The organism is Terrimonas sp., from assembly GCF_003075435.1.
In the GTDB taxonomy this organism is placed as follows: Bacteria; Bacteroidota; Bacteroidia; order Chitinophagales; family Chitinophagaceae; genus Agriterribacter.
Window position 1 is genome coordinate 171,601 of record NZ_QCZJ01000005.1, and the last position, 19,047, is coordinate 190,647.

The 19,047-nt window shown below is 41.4% G+C and carries 14 protein-coding genes; 12 read left to right on the top strand and 2 right to left on the bottom strand.

The annotated features are described in order from the left end of the window. Positions 1 to 80: 80 nt before the first annotated feature. The 9 genes from DC498_RS07960 to DC498_RS08000 all read left to right on the top strand — a co-directional run bounded on the left by DC498_RS07960 (position 81) and on the right by DC498_RS08000 (position 14,922). Positions 81 to 3,479, top strand: a complete 3,399-nt coding sequence (locus DC498_RS07960) for a SusC/RagA family TonB-linked outer membrane protein (protein WP_116873621.1) — start codon at positions 81 to 83, stop codon at positions 3,477 to 3,479. A 32-nt stretch (positions 3,480 to 3,511) separates the two neighbouring features. Continuing rightward, positions 3,512 to 5,077 (top strand): RagB/SusD family nutrient uptake outer membrane protein, encoded by a 1,566-nt coding sequence (locus tag DC498_RS07965; protein WP_116873622.1) that lies wholly within the window; start codon positions 3,512 to 3,514, stop codon positions 5,075 to 5,077. A gap of 223 nt (positions 5,078 to 5,300) precedes the next feature. Continuing rightward, complete coding sequence (locus DC498_RS07970; protein ID WP_116873623.1) at positions 5,301 to 6,242, top strand: dihydrodipicolinate synthase family protein; 942 nt, start codon at positions 5,301 to 5,303, stop codon at positions 6,240 to 6,242. Between the two features lie 50 nt (positions 6,243 to 6,292). Continuing rightward, positions 6,293 to 7,399 (top strand): kelch repeat-containing protein, encoded by a 1,107-nt coding sequence (locus DC498_RS07975; protein WP_165813789.1) that lies wholly within the window; start codon positions 6,293 to 6,295, stop codon positions 7,397 to 7,399. After that, positions 7,399 to 8,631, top strand: a complete 1,233-nt coding sequence (locus DC498_RS07980) for an MFS transporter (protein WP_116873625.1) — start codon at positions 7,399 to 7,401, stop codon at positions 8,629 to 8,631. The genes DC498_RS07975 and DC498_RS07980 overlap by 1 nt, the downstream gene beginning before the upstream one ends. A gap of 17 nt (positions 8,632 to 8,648) precedes the next feature. Next, complete coding sequence (locus DC498_RS07985; protein ID WP_116873626.1) at positions 8,649 to 10,214, top strand: sialidase family protein; 1,566 nt, start codon at positions 8,649 to 8,651, stop codon at positions 10,212 to 10,214. Between the two features lie 8 nt (positions 10,215 to 10,222). After that, complete coding sequence (locus tag DC498_RS07990; protein WP_116873627.1) at positions 10,223 to 11,404, top strand: AGE family epimerase/isomerase; 1,182 nt, start codon at positions 10,223 to 10,225, stop codon at positions 11,402 to 11,404. Between the two features lie 3 nt (positions 11,405 to 11,407). Further along, positions 11,408 to 12,907, top strand: coding sequence for a sialate O-acetylesterase (locus tag DC498_RS07995; RefSeq protein ID WP_116873628.1), 1,500 nt, complete (start codon positions 11,408 to 11,410; stop codon positions 12,905 to 12,907). Positions 12,908 to 13,119: 212 nt separating this feature from the next. Continuing rightward, positions 13,120 to 14,922, top strand: a complete 1,803-nt coding sequence (locus DC498_RS08000) for a right-handed parallel beta-helix repeat-containing protein (protein ID WP_116873629.1) — start codon at positions 13,120 to 13,122, stop codon at positions 14,920 to 14,922. A 106-nt stretch (positions 14,923 to 15,028) separates the two neighbouring features. Here the strand turns inward: DC498_RS08000 and DC498_RS08005 are convergent, their stop codons facing one another. Continuing rightward, positions 15,029 to 15,232, bottom strand: coding sequence for a hypothetical protein (locus tag DC498_RS08005; RefSeq protein ID WP_116873630.1), 204 nt, complete (start codon positions 15,230 to 15,232; stop codon positions 15,029 to 15,031). Positions 15,233 to 15,304: 72 nt separating this feature from the next. On the opposite strand from DC498_RS08005, the gene DC498_RS08010 reads away from it, so the two are divergent. Beyond that, positions 15,305 to 15,562 (top strand): hypothetical protein, encoded by a 258-nt coding sequence (locus tag DC498_RS08010; protein WP_116873631.1) that lies wholly within the window; start codon positions 15,305 to 15,307, stop codon positions 15,560 to 15,562. Between the two features lie 93 nt (positions 15,563 to 15,655). Here the strand turns inward: DC498_RS08010 and DC498_RS08015 are convergent, their stop codons facing one another. Next, positions 15,656 to 16,357: a glycerophosphodiester phosphodiesterase gene (locus tag DC498_RS08015; protein WP_165813790.1), complete on the bottom strand. Its 702-nt coding sequence runs from the start codon at positions 16,355 to 16,357 to the stop codon at positions 15,656 to 15,658. 367 nt (positions 16,358 to 16,724) lie between these two features. Between DC498_RS08015 and DC498_RS08020 the strand changes: the two genes are divergently transcribed. Next, entirely contained in the window at positions 16,725 to 17,273 is a 549-nt protein-coding gene (locus DC498_RS08020; protein WP_116873633.1) for an RNA polymerase sigma factor, read from the top strand. A 602-nt stretch (positions 17,274 to 17,875) separates the two neighbouring features. Further along, positions 17,876 to 19,039, top strand: coding sequence for a FecR family protein (locus DC498_RS08025; RefSeq protein WP_116873634.1), 1,164 nt, complete (start codon positions 17,876 to 17,878; stop codon positions 19,037 to 19,039). Positions 19,040 to 19,047 lie beyond the last annotated feature (8 nt).

A 19,047-nucleotide genomic window follows, 5' to 3' on the forward strand; every position in this document is an offset into this window, starting at 1 on the left:
CAAAAATATTTTTGCTAATACAAATTTAACTGCTAGTTTTATTATGTCATACATAATACAAAAAATAAAAAAATCAGACAATGAATACTGCTATTATGAGAGTGTGGTTTTTATCTTCTCTGTTGCTTTTTTCGCTGGTTGGCAAATCGCAGGAAAGGGTTATTACCGGAAAGGTATTATCAGCCGATGATAATGCGCCGATGCCTGGTGTAACCATTGCAGTTAAGGGAAAAACAGCCATTACACAAACCGATGAATCGGGAACTTTCAGCATTAATGTAAATACAGGCGACGTGATCGTCTTTTCTTCCGCTGGTTACAATAACAAAGAAGTTACTGTTGGCAACAGTGCTGTAATGAATGTTGCGCTGGAAAGAACATCGGGCAGCCTGGGAGAAGTAGTAGTAGTGGGATATGGTACAGCCAAACGTTCCAAGGTAACCTCTTCTATTTCTACACTTGATAATAAAGTATTACAGTCGGGTGTCCGCTCTAACCCTGCACAGGCGCTTGCGGGAACCATTCCCGGCTTAAGAGTATCTACCACTACCGGCAGACCAGGCTCTTTACCCAATATTGTATTAAGGGGCGGTACCAACTTTGATGGATCTGGCAGCCCATTGATCATAATGGATGGCCAGGTGCGGAGTTCACTCAGTGATATCAATTCAGAAGACATACAAAGCATAGAAGTATTGAAAGATGCTTCCGCAACGGCCATCTATGGTGCAAGAGCCAGTAATGGTGTAATCCTGATCACTTCCAAAAGAGGTAAAGCCGGCAGCGCTTCTATCAACTTTCAGGCAAAGCGCGGCTACAACTATCTTAATCTTCCCTATAACTTCATGAGCGCGGAAGATTATATTAAATGGTCAAGGATGGGTGTGGCGCAGGCCATCATTAATGGTACATTCGGTAACGTTACTACTAATTCTGCTTTATCAGCCGTAGGACCAAGAGGTACCGGAAACATTTATAAAGATGCAAACGGGAATATTGTTGATGGTAATTATGATACAAGGGCTATATGGAGTGTGATGCGTTTGGATGATGTGAACAGGGAATTATTAAATGAACCTGGCTGGAAGACAATGAAAGACGCGGTACCAACCAACGCTGCCGGTAACTATGATCCTAATGGAACATACGCCGATCTGATATACAAAGATTTTAATTATGGCAGTTACGGATTACACAAAAAATCTTTATTGCAGGATTATAATATTGGTATGACTGGCGGAAACGATAAGGGAAAGTATTATGCGAATATTGGTTATTATGACGAGGATGGTTTATCGCTTAAAACTTTTTACCGTCGTCTTAATTTCACCCTCAATGGAGATTATAAAATAAAAAGCTGGCTGAAATCAGAAAGCGGCATTCAATATATAAGGGCTAACTGGCGCGATCAGTCTTTACAGAATGGCGAAGCGAATTACTGGGGAAGAATGCTATCCGCACCACCCACCATGCGCGGCACAAATGCCAAAGGTGAATTATTACTTGGGCGTGATGCCAGCGATGGAAATCCATTGCTGAATATCGATAAGTATATACGCCGCAACCAGTCTGATAAATTTACACTGAACCAGGCATTCCAGGTAGATTTTACCAACGATCTTTACCTGCGGGTGAATGGTATATTAATGTATGATGAATCTTTTGCAGAAAGCTTTAATAAAGACTTCCGCACAGGGATCATGAGCCTTACCAATCCTAATACAGGATGGAACAGGGACAGGGCAAGCGCTGCAGCATTTGATCGTACTATACGTCAAACCTATAACGCTATCTTAAATTATAATACTACTTTTTCTAAAGATCATACCATAGCGGCAATGGCAGGCTTTGAATATTATGAGGCTGCCAATAAAGGCGTGGCTGCAAGTGGCAGCCTGGCTCCGACTGATGATTTTGAAGATCTTGCACTTACACTAAACAATGCAACAACACAAACAAGGGGTACAGATTCGTATCACGCAACAGAGCGTATTATTTCAGGCTTTGGAAGGTTGAATTATGACTGGAAGGATAAATATCTGGCTTCGTTTACTGTTCGCCGTGATGGTTATTCAAGGCTGATAGGTGATAACCAGTTTGGTACATTCCCTGCCGTATCTATGGGCTGGATGGTACATAAAGAAAGCTTTATGTCTTCAACAGCCAATTGGTTGTCTTACCTGAAGCTTCGTGCAAGCTGGGGTAAGAACGGTAATATTGGTATTGGCACCAACAACGGTATAGGTATATATGAATTGCAGGGTTCTTATGGCGCTCAAACCGCTTATAATGGCACAATAGGGTTTTTGCAAACAGGTATTGCCAACCCTAATTTAAAATGGGAAAAAACAAATACCACTGAAGTGGGTGCAGATATGGGTTTTCTTGATAACCGTGTTAACGCCTCTGTTGCATTTTATAATCGTATAACCGATGATAAAATTGCCAGCGTTGTATTACCAACCTCTTCAGGTATCACCTCTATCCGTACCAACAATGGAAGTATGCGTAACCGTGGTGTGGAATTAAGTGCGTCTTACAAAATTATCCGTAATAAAGAAGTAACATGGGATGTAAGCGCCAATGCATCATGGAATAAGAATATCATTCTCAAACTTCCATATAATGGTAATGAAAATAATCGCCAGGGCGGCCAGCAGATCTATGATCCTGCTACAGGAAAAGTAATATGGGTTGGCGGTTTGCAGGAAGGGCAGGAATATGGTGAAGTATTCGGCTTTATCAGCGATGGCATCATCAGAACACAAAAAGATCTTGAAGAATATAATAAGATTGACCTTGCGGCAGGACAGGTATGGGCTTATGCTTCAGCAGGTAAACGCGTAGCAAGCCAGCAACTGATAGACGAGCATAATCTGAACAGCTCCGGCTTAAATTATATCCCTACCCAATTAGGTGATATGAAATGGAGAGATATTGATAAGAACGATACCATCGATTACCGGGATATGACTTCATTGGGAAGGCAGCTTCCACGCTGGACAGGTGGACTTTCCACTACAGCTACCTGGAAAGGGTTTACATTGTTTGCACGTGTTGATTTTGCATTGGGATATATACAGCGCGACTTTATGCAGGGATGGTCGCTGGCATCTGCACAAGGTGAATTTAATATGACAGATGCGGTGAAAGATACATGGACTCCTGAAAATCCAAATGCCAAATATCCGCGTTATACATGGGCAGATCAGCTCAATACCAAAAACTTCGACCGGCCGAGCAGCATGTTCTGGGTAAACTCAAGTTACCTTGCTTTCAGGGAGGTAACACTGAGCTATGCATTGCCGGTATCATTATTGAAAAGAGCAAAAGCTTCAGGATTGGTTTTATCGGTAACTGGTCAAAACCTTGGGTATATTACCAACAAGCAGCTCAACCTGCCGGAACGTACCGGAGACCAGAACAGTGCATATACAATTCCTACACAATTGGTATTTGGTGCAAGCCTTACCTTCTAAAATCATAACTGTTAATTGATAAAAATAAAACTATGAACAAGTTTAAATATATCTTTTTAATAGCGCTTTTTGCGATACTCTCCGGCTCATGCAAAAAAGCGTTGGAATTGGCTCCCGAAGATTATTTCGGTGATGGCAACTTCTGGCAAAATGAATCGCAGGTTACCAATTTTATGGTAGGGCTGCACAAGCAGTTCCGCGATAACCAGTTCCAGTTTGTGCGTCTCGGCGAAATGCGTGGCGGCGGGTTCAGTAATGTAGACAGGCAGAATACTTCTCTGAATGAGTTACCCATTATTGAGCAGCGGATTGATGAAAACTCTGCAGGCGTAGGCAGTTGGGGCGGGTTTTATGGACCTATACTGCAGTTAAACCTCTTTATACAAAAAGTGGAAGCGGTTACTTTTCTTTCCGAATCTTCCAAGAATTATTTACTTGCACAGGCCTATGCCATGAGGTCATACTATTATTTTCATTTGTTACGTACCTACGGCGGAGTGCCCATCTGGCTTGAGCCTGAAGTATTGAATGGCAAAACAGATGCCGTTGAATTACGCAAAGCCCGTTCAACAGAGGCAGAAGTGCTGGCAGTAGTAAAAAGTGATATAGGTAAATCTGTTTCTTTGTTTGGATCATCTGCTTCACCCGCAGATAAAAGCCAGTGGAGCCCCAATGCTGCATTAATGCTGAAGGGAGAAATATATCTCTGGTCTGCTAAAGTATATGGTACTGCAGCGGACTTAACAGAAGCAAAAAATGCGTTGAATGCGGTAACAGGCACATCTCTGCAGGCTAATTTTGCGGATGCATTTTCTTATTCTAAAAAGAATAATAATGAAGTCATCCTCGCCATACGGTTCCGGGTAGGCGAAGCGGAAATGACAAATTATGCCAGCTTCCTGTATTCTACTTTCAACTTCGACGGGCAGCATTATAAAGATTCCCTGGCTACAGGTTCATTGCTTGTTGACCCCCTGGTGATTGCCGCAACCAATTCACAACAGATCATTCAGCGATACGGTTATACATTTGAGTTATTCCAGAGCTATGATGTGCTTGATAAGAGACGTAATGCTACTTTTTATGATTATTACAAAGTAAATACTACTGTTACGCCGCATGTGCCTACGGTAAGAAATACCGCGCTGGTAAAATTCCTGGGAACAATAGACGCGAATAAAAGATATTTTGCTGACGACTGGACAGTATACCGGGAATCTGATCGCCTGCTGATGTTAGCGGAGATCGCCAATGCAGAAGGCAGCGATCCTCAGCAATATATACAGCAGATCAGAGATCGTGCTTTTGCGCCGGATGCTGATCCAACACCTTTTGTAAATGGATCGCAGGATGAAAATGAATTGGCTATTTTTGAAGAACGCACTAAAGAGTTTGTATACGAGGGGAAACGCTGGTATGATATCAGGAGGATGAAATATGCAGGTGAGCCATTGGTATTTAAAAGTGCTAACCATCCGTATGGTGTGCTGGATAAAGCAACAGATGGTTATAAAATTCTATGGCCGATTGAAGCTGCTATCTGGACTAATGATCCGCTGGTTGATCAAACTCCGGGATATGCAACAGCTAAACCATAATTGTATTTAATTTTATTGCCCCGCCCTTAAGGGCGGGGCAATAAAATATTAAAATCAAATAATAAACCATTACTGCCATGGTTCGTGTCTCACGAACCACAGCGGTAGGGAAAAGGAAAAAGTGGTTCGTGAGACACGAACCACGGCGGTAAGATTTTATCTTACGGATAAGGGCTTTAGCTGAAAATGATACATTTAAAAATCAAACAAAAAACCATAACAAGTGACAACTAAGCATTTAACCGGACTGATTGCAGCACCATTCACGCCAATGCATGCAGACGGAACACTGAACAATGCCATTATACCTCAATATTATTCATCGCTTAAGCACAATAACGTTACAGGCGCTTTTATCTGTGGTTCCACAGGCGAAGGTGTTTCGCTTACGCTTGCCGAAAAAAAAGAAATAATAACCGCATGGGCGGATTGCACAAAGGCTGATCCGGATTTTAAAGTGATGACTTTACTCGGAGGCACCTGCATTGCAGATTGTAAAGAACTGGCAGTATATGCACATAAAGCTGGCTTATATGGTGTTTCGTTTACAGCACCCAACTATTTTAAACCGGCTAATGTGCAAATGTTAGCACAGTGCTGCGCAGAAATAGCGGCTGCAGTGCCTGCTATGCCGTTTTATTATTACCACATCCCTGTATTAACAGGCGTAAACTTTGCCATGTATGATCTGCTGAAAGCGGTAGACGGTAAGATCCCCAATTTTGCGGGTATCAAATACACACATGAAGATTTTATGGATTTTCTATCCTGCCTTCTTTTCAATAACAAAAAATATGATATGCTTTGGGGCAGAGATGAAAATATGCTGCCTGCTTTATCTATTGGTGCAAAAGGAGCAGTAGGCAGTACCTACAACTACGCTGCACCGTTATATCACCAGCTTATACAGGCTTTTGAGCTTGGTAAACTGGAGGAAGCAGCCCAATTGCAGGAGCAGTCTGTTGAAATGATAAGGCTGCTTGGCAAATACGGCGGCATTGCTGCCGGTAAAGCATACATGAAGTTGATTGGTTTGGATTGCGGCGAATTTCGCCTGCCGGTAAAGAATATGAGTAATGAGGATTTTGCAAAATTCAGAAAAGACACAGAAGCTATTCACTTTTCTTCATATAGTTCAAAAAACACTAAATCAGTGAGCCAATAGATATAATGAAACGATTGTCCATATTGCTATCTGTCATCATAATTTTTTTTATGAATTGTTCTGTAACAGAAGAAAAAGCTGTATCTATATCTGACTGGAAAAAATTGGCTTCACTCACGGCTTTAGGCAAAAGCGGTGTTGCCGCTCCTGTAGCAGGTATATCAAACAATGTGCTGATTGCAGGTGGTGGTGCTGATTTTCCGGAAGCTTTGCCCTGGCTGGGCGGTAAGAAAAAATACTACGATGAAGTATTCATTTATGAGATGAAGGCAGATACGCTTATACAAAAAAGCAAGTCGTTTACGCTGAGCAATGCTGTTGCCTATGCAGCAAATTGCTCCACCGGTAATGCCTTAATATATGCAGGAGGAGAAAATGAAAACGGCATCAGCAATAAAGTTTTTGAATTAAGCTGGAATAATGATGCCGGTGAATTGAAGATAACAGGTTTGCCCGATTTACCACTTGCGCTTACTAATGCAGGCATGGTTGCCTGCAACGATCAGTTGATTATTGGCGGCGGAGAAACCGCAACTGAAACATCAGCCAAATGTTTTTCACTGAATCTTAAAGATATCGCAAGCGGATGGAAAGAGCTGGCACAGATACCAAAACCTGTTTCTCACATGGTGATGGCATTGCAGTCAGTGGATGGTAATGATTATATATATCTTTTAGGAGGACGCTGTAAAAAGGAAACCGGCATCAGTGATTTGTATGATGATGTGTATGCGCTGGACATAAAGAAAAACAAATGGGAAAAGAAACCAGGCTTACCTTATGCCCTTACAGCAGGAACCGGTATCAGGCTGAATGATGAATGCATTGCTTTATTAGGTGGTGATACCGGGGAAACCTTTCATCAGTCAGAATTATTAAGCGCTGCCATTAAAGCTGAAAAGGATACCAGCCGACTTGCACAATTGAATAAGGAACGTATCGCTCTTTTAAACACTCACCCGGGCTTTAGCAGAAGGATATTGATATATAACAGCCGCACGGGTATTTGTATGGAAGAAGATTCACTACCTTTTCAAACACCGGTAACAACAACTGCCTTTGTATGGAATAAGAAAATTTTAATACCAGGAGGAGAAATAAGAGCAGGTGTACGCACGCCGGATATATGGTCTGCATCCATCAACAATAAAAATTAATGATGAATTCAAAAAGATACCCGTGGATGGTGGTTGGTTTGCTATGGGTAGTAGCATTGCTGAACTATATGGACCGGCAAATGCTTTCTACCATGAAGCCCTCTATGCAGGTGGATATTGCCGAGCTGCAGTCAGCTACCAATTTCGGGTACCTGATGGCAGTGTTCTTATGGATATATGGGCTGATGAGTCCTGTATCGGGTATCATTGCAGACAGAATGAACCGGAAATGGCTGATCGTGGTGAGCCTGTTCGTATGGTCTGCCGTAACATTTATGATGGGCTATGCTACGAGCTTTCAGCAGTTATACTGGCTTCGTGCAGTAATGGGCATTAGTGAGGCATTATATATTCCTGCAGGACTTTCTTTAATAGCAGATTATCACAGTGATAAAACAAGATCGCTCGCTATTGGCATACACATGACAGGGTTGTATATGGGGCAGGCCTTAGGCGGATTTGGAGCAACCATTGCTGATAAATATTCGTGGCAGGAAACTTTTCATTCATTTGGGCTGATCGGCGTTGTATATGCGGTTATACTTGTTTTCTTCCTGAAAGAATATAAACGCCCGGCGTTGATTGCAGATGATAATGTTCCAAATAAAAAACCTTCTTTATTCAAAGGACTGGCAGTGTTGTTATCTAATATTTCATTCTGGGTAATACTGATGTATTTTGCAATCCCCAGTTTACCCGGCTGGGGTGTAAAAAACTGGTTGCCTACACTGTTCTCAGAAAATCTTCATATAGATATGGCAACAGCCGGACCCATGTCTACGATCACTATTGCTGCGTCATCATTTCTTGGCGTCATCTTTGGCGGCATATTATCCGACAGGTGGGTACAAAAAAATATGCGCGGCAGGGTATTTACAAGCGCTATTGGTATTGCCTTAACTATTCCGGCATTATTATTTATCGGCTTTGGCAATTCCACATTCAGTGTAGTGAGCGCTGCGCTTTGTTTTGGCTTTGGCTTTGGTATGTTTGATGCCAACAATATGCCGCTGGTATGCCAGTTTGTGCAGCCGCAATACCGTGCCACGGCCTATGGACTGATGAATATGACCGGGGTATTTGCCGGTGCATTTATAACTGACCTGTTGGGTAAATCTACCGACGAGGGAAACCTGGGAAAAGATTTTGCCATGCTTTCCGTTGTGGTGCTTGTAGCGCTGGTTATACAACTCAGTATGCTGCGTCCCAAAACGGAGACGCAGAAATTATAGCTTGTAAAAAATATGACATGAAAAGAATTGCTTTATTTCGGTTATTCATTACTGTTATTTGTACCTGCGCGGCATCTTTCATTGTATGCGCACAAAATGACGGGGTATTCAGTATTACAGCCTCCATAGTAAAAACGCCGGTGATGATCGGGGTTAAAGCAAGTCCCTTAACCCAATTAGATATTACGGTACCAACCGGAAGTAAAGGAGTCTCTATTCAAAAAATATTGTATACACTGAATAAAGAAGCGCTGGTTGCATTTGAAAAAATTGAAGTATACGCCACAGGGCCTTTACAGGATTTTAATACCAGCCGGCGCTTTGCGTCTGTGGTACCTTCTTCCATTTCAGGCGAAATTCCATTTAACATCACCTTGCCTGCAGGTAAGCATCGCCTGTGGGTGAGCGCTACAGCAAAACCAGGGGCAAATATGGATGCTATAATAGAAGCAAGGGTAACACAGGTGGTAACCGATAAAAAGATATACACTATCGCAAAAGAAATTTCTTCTTTTAAAAAGCATACAGGCATAGCCATACGCAAAAAAGGAGATGATAAAGTGAACACGTATCGGATACCCGGCATAGTGAGTACAGACAAAGGAACTCTGCTGGCTGTATATGATATACGATATAACAATTCAAAAGATCTACCTGAAAATATTGATGTTGGTTTAAGCCGCAGCACAGATGGCGGCAGAACCTGGGAGCCTATGAAAATCATTATGGATATGGGAGAGCCACATGAGAACAATGGTATTGGCGATCCTGCAATTTTATTTGATCCTGTAACAAAGAAAACCTGGGTAGCTGCATTATGGAGTAAGGGAAATCGTTCTATTGCAGGCTCTGAGCCGGGCTTGTCGCCTGATACAACCGGGCAGTTTGTATTGGCAAGCAGCGATGATGACGGGCTTACCTGGTCAGCCCCTATAAATATTACGGCGCAGGTAAAGAACCCTGTATGGCATTTGTATTTCCAGGGGCCGGGAAGCGGTATAGCCATGCAAAACGGAACGCTGGTTTTTCCTTCACAATACTGGGATGAGCAACAAAAGCCCGGCATTCCGCATTCGGCAATTATATATAGTGAAGATCGTGGAAACACATGGAAGAGTGGCATCGGCGCCAAATCAAATACAACCGAAAGCCAGGTTGTAGAAACAACTCCCGGCACCTTGATGCTGAATATGCGTGATAATCTCGGCAAATTCAGAAGCGTAGCTACTACCACTGATATGGGAAAAACATGGAAAGAACATGCTACTTCCCGCAGCGCATTGGCAGACCCTGTTTGCATGGGCAGCTTTATTAAGACAAACATACCTGTGAAAGGAAAAATGAAAGATGTATTGTTCTTCAGCAATCCCAATACCGCCCTGGAAAGATATAATATGACGATTAAGGCAAGTCTTGATTTGGGTGAAAGCTGGTTGCCGGTAAATGAAACATTAATAGATGAAAATGAATGTTACGGCTATTCTTCTCTGGTAAAAATTGATGACAATACTATCGGCATGCTGTATGAAGGACGGGGTGATCTGTATTTCGTACGTATACCCATAACCGAAATTATTAAATAAATGTAGCAATGGCATATACTGCAAAGTATCTCCGTACATTAAAAGATTTTTATAAAGACAAACTTTTAAATAATACGGTTCCTTTCTGGTTTCCGCGTTCTGTGGATGAAGTATATGGGGGTTTTTTATTGATGCGTGATGCAGACGGTTCATTAATAGATGATGACAAGGCCGTGTGGATACAGGGCAGGGCTACCTGGCTGTTGTCAACATTATATAATACCATAGAAAAAAAGGAAGAATGGCTGGCTGCCGCACAGTCAGGATATGAGTTCCTCAATAAATATTGCTTTGATACAGATGGTCAAATGTTTTTTCATGTAACCCGCGATGGGCAACCTATCCGCAAACGCAGGTATTTTTTTTCTGAAACTTTTTATGTTATTGCCGCCGCAGCTTATGCAAAAGCCGGTGGTGACGAAACAGCAGCACAAAATGCAAGACGTATTTTCGGTGATTGTATTGCTTATGCCACCGGGAAAAAAACACTGCCGTCAAAGTTTGCGAGTACACGCCCTTCAAAAGGCATTGGTGTACCGATGATCATGATGAACACTGCGCAGCAATTAAGAGAGACAATTGGTGATGAGCGTTGCGATGAATGGATCATGAAATGGATTGATGAAATTGAACGCGATTTTGTTAAGGATGATATCCGTTGTGTAATGGAGCAGGTGTCACCTGAAGGAAAAATTATTGATCATATTGATGGCAGAACCCTGAATCCGGGTCATGCTATAGAAGGCGCATGGTTTATCCTGCACGAAGCAAAATACAGGAACAATGATCAGCGCCTTATTGATCTTGGCTGCCGCATATTGGATTATATGTGGGAGAGGGGATGGGATAAGGAGCATGGCGGCATATTATACTTTCGTGATGTATACAATAAGCCTGTGCAGGAATACTGGCAGGATATGAAATTCTGGTGGCCGCATAATGAAACCATTATCGCCACATTGCTGGCCTATCAGCTTACCGGCAATGAGAAATATGCGCAATGGCATAAGCTGGTGCATGATTATGCCTATAGTCATTTTGCAGATAAGGAATATGGTGAGTGGTTCGGGTATCTTCACCGGGACGGTAGTATTGCCCAGACAGCTAAGGGGAATCTATTTAAAGGCCCATTTCATTTACCGCGGCAGGAATGGTATTGTTACAAAATGCTTGAAACAGATGTAGGATAGATCATGAAATACTTTATGCTGTTTATCGTTTTGCTGCCATTGCAATTGCTGGCACAATTACAGCTTGCGCCAGTATTTTCAAGCAATATGGTTTTGCAGCGCGACCAGCCTGTACATATATGGGGCGTTGCAAAGCCCGGAGAGCGCATTGTGGTTTCATTCTATAATCAACAATTCCAGGCGATAGCAGGAGGCGATTCCTCCTGGAGTATAACATTGCAAAAATATACCGCAGATCATCAGTCACAACAGCTAACTGTATGCTCTGCAGGGGAGACAATAATGCTTAAAAATATTCTTATTGGAGATGTATGGGTTTGTATCGGTCAATCGAATATGGAGTGGCCGATGCAGAGTGAGTTGCATTATAAAGAACAAACCGGTAAAGCTCAATTACCAAACTTACGTTTTTTCAATCCCACCTATGCCGGTAAAAATATTTACGCGGCAGTTTTTCCTGATTCAATAGCGAAACGTTTAACGGCAAAAGATTTTTACAGCGGTGAATGGCAAAGTTCCGACAGCAATACTTTTAAGAACATGAGCGCTGTAGCCTGGTATTTCGGTAAAACCGTTTTGTCGGAAACGGATGTGCCACAGGGTTTGATCAATCTGTCAATTGGCGGAGCACCGTTGGAAACATTCATCAGTGTAGAAGCCATGAAGCAACATCCTTTGTTTTCTGCAAAAGTAAAAGGCGACTGGCTAACCAATGCTGCTATGCCAACATGGGTTAAACAACGGGGAAAAGAAAATGTAGACGATCTTGAAGATGCGCCATCTGATGCATTGGGAAAAAATCATGGCTATAAACCCGGATTTGCATTTGCCGCCGGTATAGAACCTATACTGCAAATGCCTGTGAAGGGGATTCTTTGCTACCAGGGCGAAAGCAATGCGCAGGAAATAGAAAGGGTGATGGAGTATAACGCATTACAGGCTTTACTTGTTGAAGATTACAGGGCGAAATGGAAAATCCCGGAGTTGCCATTTTATTATGTACAGTTATCTTCAATAGACAGCGCCCGGTATAAAAGTCAATTATGGCCGCAGTTCAGAAACGAGCAGCGCCGGTTTATGAGCTTAGTAAAAAATACAGGCATGGCGGTATCAAGTGATATCGGCGATTCAGGCAGTGTACATCCCTTAAATAAAAAAGATGTAGGAGAGCGGCTGGCAAAATGGGCGCTTCATGATATGTATAAAAAAAAGATGCTTCCTTCCGGTCCTATCCCTGTAAAGGCAGTCTTTCGCGGTGGTAATGTAGCAGTATATTTTAAATATACCGGCAAGGAATTAACCACTTTTAATCAGGCTCCGTTAAAAGGATTTACTACTAATACCGATCTGCATGCTGCTGCCACTATCCATCGCCGTAAGATTATTATAAAAACAAATCAGAGACCTCATTATGTATATTATGGATGGTCGCCGTACACTGATGCCAATCTGATGAATGCCGAAAATCTTCCGGCGTCTACTTTCAGTTTGGAAGTAAAGTAGGTGATATTGCAGACTAGTAGCCTTTTTTGAAAGACAAACCATGTAGAAAGCTATATATCAGGTGTATCTGGTATCTTGCTGAATTTTCCTTCAATCTCTTTTATATAAAGACCCGGAATTAAGAAAATTACAGGATATTTATTGACGCTTATTGTAAAGCATTTGATGTAGCCGTATGGTATCGATTCAAAATCCCCTATAACTTATACCGGATGAAAATTTTTTTTACACTGCTTTTTCTTTTTGCTGCTATCGCCAATGCACAAACGATTCATGTTACCGATTACGGCGTGCAGCCCAATAGTTTTGCCGATGCTACAGGAGGAGTGCAAAAAGCAATTGAAGATTGCCGTAAGCATGGTCAATCCACTATCGTTTTCCCGGAAGGCAGGTATGATTTTTGGACGGATAATGCCGTTGAAACCAGGTATTATATCAGCAATACTTCTTCGGAGATAGAAGTGCCGGAAAAGAAACAACGGGCAGGTCTTTTTTTTAAGAATCTTAAAAATATAACCATTGAAGCAAACAATGCTGTTTTTGTATTTCATGGTAAGATGATCACCTGGGTGATCGACAGCTGTGAAAATATAAGCATCAGGAATGTTTCAGTAAACTATGAACGCCCGGGCATGTCGGAAATGACCATCAAAGCAATAACACCAACCTCTGTTACGGCGGCTATTCATCCTGATTCAAAATTTGCCATCATCAACGGAAAACTGGAATGGTACGGAGAGAAATGGATAACCCGCAATTTCCATGCGGTGCTGGTGCGCCCGGAAGAAGGAACATTGTTTTACAGCAACTGGGCTCCATTCTTAAATAGCAAGGCGGAAGTAATTGCGCCACTTACCGTGCAATTCACCGGCGATTTTTCAACCATTAAAGCAAGGCCCGGAGATGTGCTTACCGTACGCGACCGCTACCGGGATTATGTTGGCGTGTTCCATAACCGTTCAAAAAATATCAGCCTTTTTAATGTGAAAATGCATTCCATGCACGGACTTGGCATTGTTTCGCAGTTTTGCGAAAATCTTTCTTACGACAGTGTTTTTGTTGAGCCGGCGGCAGGCAGGATGATCGCTTCTTCGGCCGATGGTATGCATTTTTCCGGCTGTAAAGGACAGATCACTATTAACCATTGCAGGTTCCGGGGTATGCACGATGACCCTGTTAATGTGCATGGCACGCATTTGAAGGTAACGGAAATTATTTCCCCGGTTAAATTGAAGCTCCGCTTCATGCACCACCAAACATATGGTTTCCCCGCGTTTGCTGCCGGCGATAGCGTAGCCTTTTTACATGCAGCAGCCTTGCAGATATTTGGTACAGGTGTAGTAAGATCTGCCAGCCTTATTAGTGAAAGGGAAATGATAGTGGAGATGCAGCAACCTTTTACGGATAAGCTTAAAGAAGGCGATGCCCTGGAAAATATTACATGGACACCTTCGCTTACCATCCAAAATTCAAGGTTTGAAGGCACTAATACACGCGGCACTTTAGTAACCACGCGCCGTAAGGTTTTAATTGAAAACAATGTGTATTACCGCACTGGTATGAACGCTGTACTTATAGGAAATGATGCTTCGGACTGGTACGAATCAGGTCCTGTAACAGATGTTACGATCCGCAATAATCAATTTATTGAATGCGGGTATAACTCCGGCAGCAATAACTATATCATCAATATCAGTCCTGAGGCCCAGGTACTGGAGAAGGGGTATTATGTGCATCGTAATATAAAAATTGAGAATAATTATTTTAAAGTATACGACTACCCGGTGCTGCGGGCATATAGCACAAAAGAGCTGGTTTTTAGTAATAACACAATTGAAAGATCTGATTTTATGACGGCAGGTAATAAAAGACCTTCCTTTCGTTTAATTGCCTGCACAGCGGTAAAGATTGATAAGAATATATTTAAAGATGATGAGCCTGAGATCGAGGTAGAAAAAATGAAAAGAAAAGATGTGAGAACAGATATTAAAAAGGTTTTGAGCGATGTGCAATAAAGGTTGCTAACCGGAGCGCGAAAGTTCCCACGAAGCTTCTCCTTCGGGTAATATGCGTGGGCAGAGCTCTGCGGCAGATGGGAATCAAAGATTGTAATTAAAACGCTTACCATATAAGGAAGATGTGGGAGGAGCGATGAATATACATCGCGGAGTTCAGCTTATATACAAAAGACCTGGAGTTGAAATGCTGCTGAGAACGAAAGTTGCCTTCGGTATTAATAGTAAAGCCGTAGTTTGCATAATCAATTACCACTGACACAACTGCATGGAATTTTTTCTTTATTTTACCGGATAATTCATTTTGCATGAAAGAAAGTATGGAAAACCACCATCACCCTGATAGAGGCTGAATCTTATTTTCCTGTTCTCAATTGTGCTGATGCCATTTTCAACAGCGGTGTATAGCGAATATTCAACCGAAGAGCATATTCATCTTATTGCGCCATACGCGGTATATATAATGAATATCTGCTTTACGGGCGTCATGAGTTATGTTTTGCTGAATTATATCTGCAATGAGAAAAATGGAATTCTGAGTTTGTTCCTGATAAAAGCGCCAGGTTGCGGCAAAGCAGAGAATCATGGCAATACCGGTAGTATTCCTGATTTCATTACTGCTCACCTGGGTATGGCCTGATTGGGAAGAATGTTCCTTTTTGTAATACCTGTTGTAATACGAATGTTAGCTCCTGCCAGAAAGAAGAAAAAGATTAATTAACTGGCGCAGGTTCTAGAAAAAAGGCTGATACTGCGAGTCGATCTGGAAATACCGCAAACCCGTATCTTTTAGTCTTTGTATATCTTTTTGTATTTCATCTTTACCCGCATCACTTCTTTTATAGCGCCATTCATTCACTACGCCCACTGCCATTATATTATTTTGCTTTGCCCATATAACGTCTTCTTTTGTAAGATTAGCGTCAAAAAGATAGTAATGTGCCGGGCTATAGCCGGGCTTTTGCATATTTTCCTCTAACTGTTTGCGCGTACAGCTCAACTTTATTTTGCCTGTAAAAAATGGTGTAGATGCTTCAGTACCTATCATTAAAGCATTTTTATCGAGATTGTATTTTTTTAAAAGAGCAATTACTTTAGAGAACAAAGCGGTATCATTCCCGGCTATTTTATTATCAATCATCACTCCTAATTTGCCGCTGCAAAACTGTAAGGCTTCTTCAAAACTTAAAACCTTACTGTTATTCTTATCACTGCTCAACCTGCTGATTTCCCTCCATGTCATTGCAGTAACCAAACTGTCATTCTCATAATATCTTTTAAAGCTGGCGTCATGTTGAATGATCAGTACACTGTCTTTGGTTAGCCGTAAGTCAATTTCCACCATTGAATAACCTTTTTTTGCGGCTGCCTGCATAGCAGGTAAGCTGTTTTCGGCATTCGTACTGTCCACTATGCCCCCGCGATGTGCGATCAACCGATAGTTTTGATTCGGATTTGGTTTGCCCGTTTGTGCTTGCAGATGAAAAATGCTGAGCGTAAAAATTGCAAACGTTTGAAATTTTCTACCGGCAAGAAAGAAAAGAATGTTTATTACTTTGTATTTTATTAGGGGTATTTTTCGGTGAAGTAAAAAATTCATAATAAGGAAATATTAAACAGAAAATTGTTGAAATAGCAATGCTTAGCTTTGTTATGGTTATTATATCATTACATATATAACCCTGCTCTTTAGTATAGCTGCGCCTGGCTAAATGAAATTACACCAAAAAAATTCATTTCAGATTTTAAAGTATTTAGCGGCACATTATATAACCTATAAAAGCCGCATATAACCAGAACTGATGCAGAATTATCAGTTATATACCGATGATGCCTTGCTCACGTTATTAAAAATAGATGACGGACAGGCTTTTAATGAAGTATATAACAGGTATTGGAAAATGCTTTTCAGTCTTGCATCATCCCGTCTCAGAAACACACATACCGCTGAAGATATAATACATGATGTTTTTGCCAGTCTCTGGAAAAATCGAAAAAATGCCGACATACGTTCTCTTCAGCACTACCTTGCATCCTCTACACGCTACCTTGTATTTAAAGTAATTCGCAAAAATGCTCATGCGCATCAATATGCTCCCTCAGATCCTGATATAATATTTGAACCGGAAAATTCATTGCACAATAAGTATCTCCTTGAATTTATAGCAAGAGAAGTGGATACATTGCCGGAGAAGTGCAGAATGGTTTTTAAATACAGTCGAGAAAAGGGTTTAACCAATAAGGAAATAGCATTGGAAATGAATATTACTTCAAAAACGGTAGAGAACCAGATTAACAAAGCCCTGCATCACCTGCGTTTCTCTATGAAGAAAATATTGATGATGTTGTAAAATGGGTTGCAGGTCGCAAGTTTCAGATTGTAAGTTACAGGTTTCAGTTACAAGTTACAGGTTTCAGGCAGGCACACCTACTTGCCAGCAACCTGCAATAATTTCATTAACAGCTTTGTGCTTACATAGGGCTAGCTGTTTAACTCAGTTTCGATGATATTCTGATAAAAATCAGTATATATTCATGTTTTAGTAATCAAATGCTACAAAGGTTTTGAATCAAACTTTTCAAAAACCATGCAGATGTTTCAGCATAATTAAATTTCATGAACTATTAAATTTTACTTTTCCGACATTTTCCGGCTTTGATTTATAAAGTATATCATCAGAAAATCTTAAATAAGTTTTTTTTGCCTCCACAGCCGGCGGGCTGCGTAACCGGAACGCCGCTGCTTTTTGTCTTTTGAAAAAATATGCTTCGCATTTTTTCAATTTCGCCTTCCGGCGAAACCATACAAAAAGAGGCGGCTAACCCGGTTACTGGTAAAAACCAAAAAAAATAATACCGGGAGTTAAACAGCAAGCCCTACATACCAGCAACCGGTAAAAATATTTTCCCGCTTCATGGGTGCTGCAGCATATTCGTGGCACTATACCATTACATGAAGCATGTGCCTGAGCATATACAAGCCCTCATTCAAAAAAGCCTTGAGGGATCTATTACTACAGATGAAAAGGTTATACTGGATGATTGGTATTATACTATTTCTCCTGAAGAAATGGCCATGTTTTCCGAAGAAACAGAAAACAGCATTGGTAAAAGAATAAAAAGCAGGCTTGACGATTATATCATTTATGAACGCATGGCTGCCAGGCATAAAAGGCAATCTGTTTTATTAAGGGCGGCCGTAGTGATTTCACTGGTAAGCGTATCATGCCTGCTGTATTATTTTATTGCAAACCGCAGCCGTGAAAAAAAAACTATACCGGAAGTAGCAGCAATAAAAGCTGTTAAGGATGTTTCGCCGGGCGGTACCAAAGCTACGCTTACATTAGGTGATGGCTCCATTGTTGTATTAGACAGCAGCTCAAACGGGCAGATCGGTCTGCAGGGTAATACAAAGGTGATAAAGCTCGATAATGGACAGTTGAAATATCAAAAGGGAAAAAATGGTGAGAATAATACTGCAGTTGTATACAATATCATTACTACACCAAGAGGAGGCCAGTACCAGGTAGTATTAGCTGATGGTTCTGTGGTTTGGCTGAATGCTTCTTCAACTTTAAAGTTTCCTACTGAATTCAGGGATAGTTTGCGGGAAGTAGAAATAACCGGCGAAGCTTATTTTGAAGTAGCACATAATGCGTTAAAGCCTTTCGGGGTAAAAGTAAGAGATATGTATGTGAATGTACTGGGCACCAGTTTTAATGTAATGGCTTATGATGATGAAGCCTCCATCAATACAACTTTGCTGAAAGGTTCATTAAAAGTAAGCAGTGGAGAAAATTCAAAACTTATAAAGCCCGGGCAACAAGCTAAATTAAATGGCAAAGGCAATTTTCAATTGATTCCTGATGCAGATGTTGAAGAAGCGGTAGCATGGAAAAACGGTAAGTTTTCTTTTAACAGCGCGGATATAAAAGCAATAATGAGGCAGGTGGAAAGATGGTATGATGTTGACGTGATTTTTGAACGTGAAGGTGATCTGCATTTTACCGGGGAGCTCAGCAGGTTTGTGAATGTATCGCAACTGCTGAGAAAACTGGAGCTGACCAATGAAGTTCATTTCCGGATCGAAAAAGGGCGAATAACTGTTTTGCCCTGATCATTATA

What these genes read in the sequence shown, in the direction of transcription:
- DC498_RS07990 (WP_116873627.1), top strand. Translation starts at nt 10,223, where the DNA reads ATGGCATATACTGCAAAGTATCTCCGTACATTAAAAGATTTTTATAAA.
- DC498_RS07975 (WP_165813789.1), top strand. Translation starts at nt 6,293, where the DNA reads ATGAATTGTTCTGTAACAGAAGAAAAAGCTGTATCTATATCTGACTGG.
- DC498_RS08025 (WP_116873634.1), top strand. Translation starts at nt 17,876, where the DNA reads ATGAAGCATGTGCCTGAGCATATACAAGCCCTCATTCAAAAAAGCCTT.
- DC498_RS07995 (WP_116873628.1), top strand. Translation starts at nt 11,408, where the DNA reads ATGAAATACTTTATGCTGTTTATCGTTTTGCTGCCATTGCAATTGCTG.
- DC498_RS07960 (WP_116873621.1), top strand. Translation starts at nt 81, where the DNA reads ATGAATACTGCTATTATGAGAGTGTGGTTTTTATCTTCTCTGTTGCTT.
- DC498_RS08020 (WP_116873633.1), top strand. Translation starts at nt 16,725, where the DNA reads ATGCAGAATTATCAGTTATATACCGATGATGCCTTGCTCACGTTATTA.
- DC498_RS08005 (WP_116873630.1), bottom strand. Translation starts at nt 15,232, where the DNA reads ATGCAAAATGAATTATCCGGTAAAATAAAGAAAAAATTCCATGCAGTT.
- DC498_RS07980 (WP_116873625.1), top strand. Translation starts at nt 7,399, where the DNA reads ATGATGAATTCAAAAAGATACCCGTGGATGGTGGTTGGTTTGCTATGG.
- DC498_RS07965 (WP_116873622.1), top strand. Translation starts at nt 3,512, where the DNA reads ATGAACAAGTTTAAATATATCTTTTTAATAGCGCTTTTTGCGATACTC.
- DC498_RS08010 (WP_116873631.1), top strand. Translation starts at nt 15,305, where the DNA reads ATGCCATTTTCAACAGCGGTGTATAGCGAATATTCAACCGAAGAGCAT.
- DC498_RS07985 (WP_116873626.1), top strand. Translation starts at nt 8,649, where the DNA reads ATGAAAAGAATTGCTTTATTTCGGTTATTCATTACTGTTATTTGTACC.
- DC498_RS08000 (WP_116873629.1), top strand. Translation starts at nt 13,120, where the DNA reads ATGAAAATTTTTTTTACACTGCTTTTTCTTTTTGCTGCTATCGCCAAT.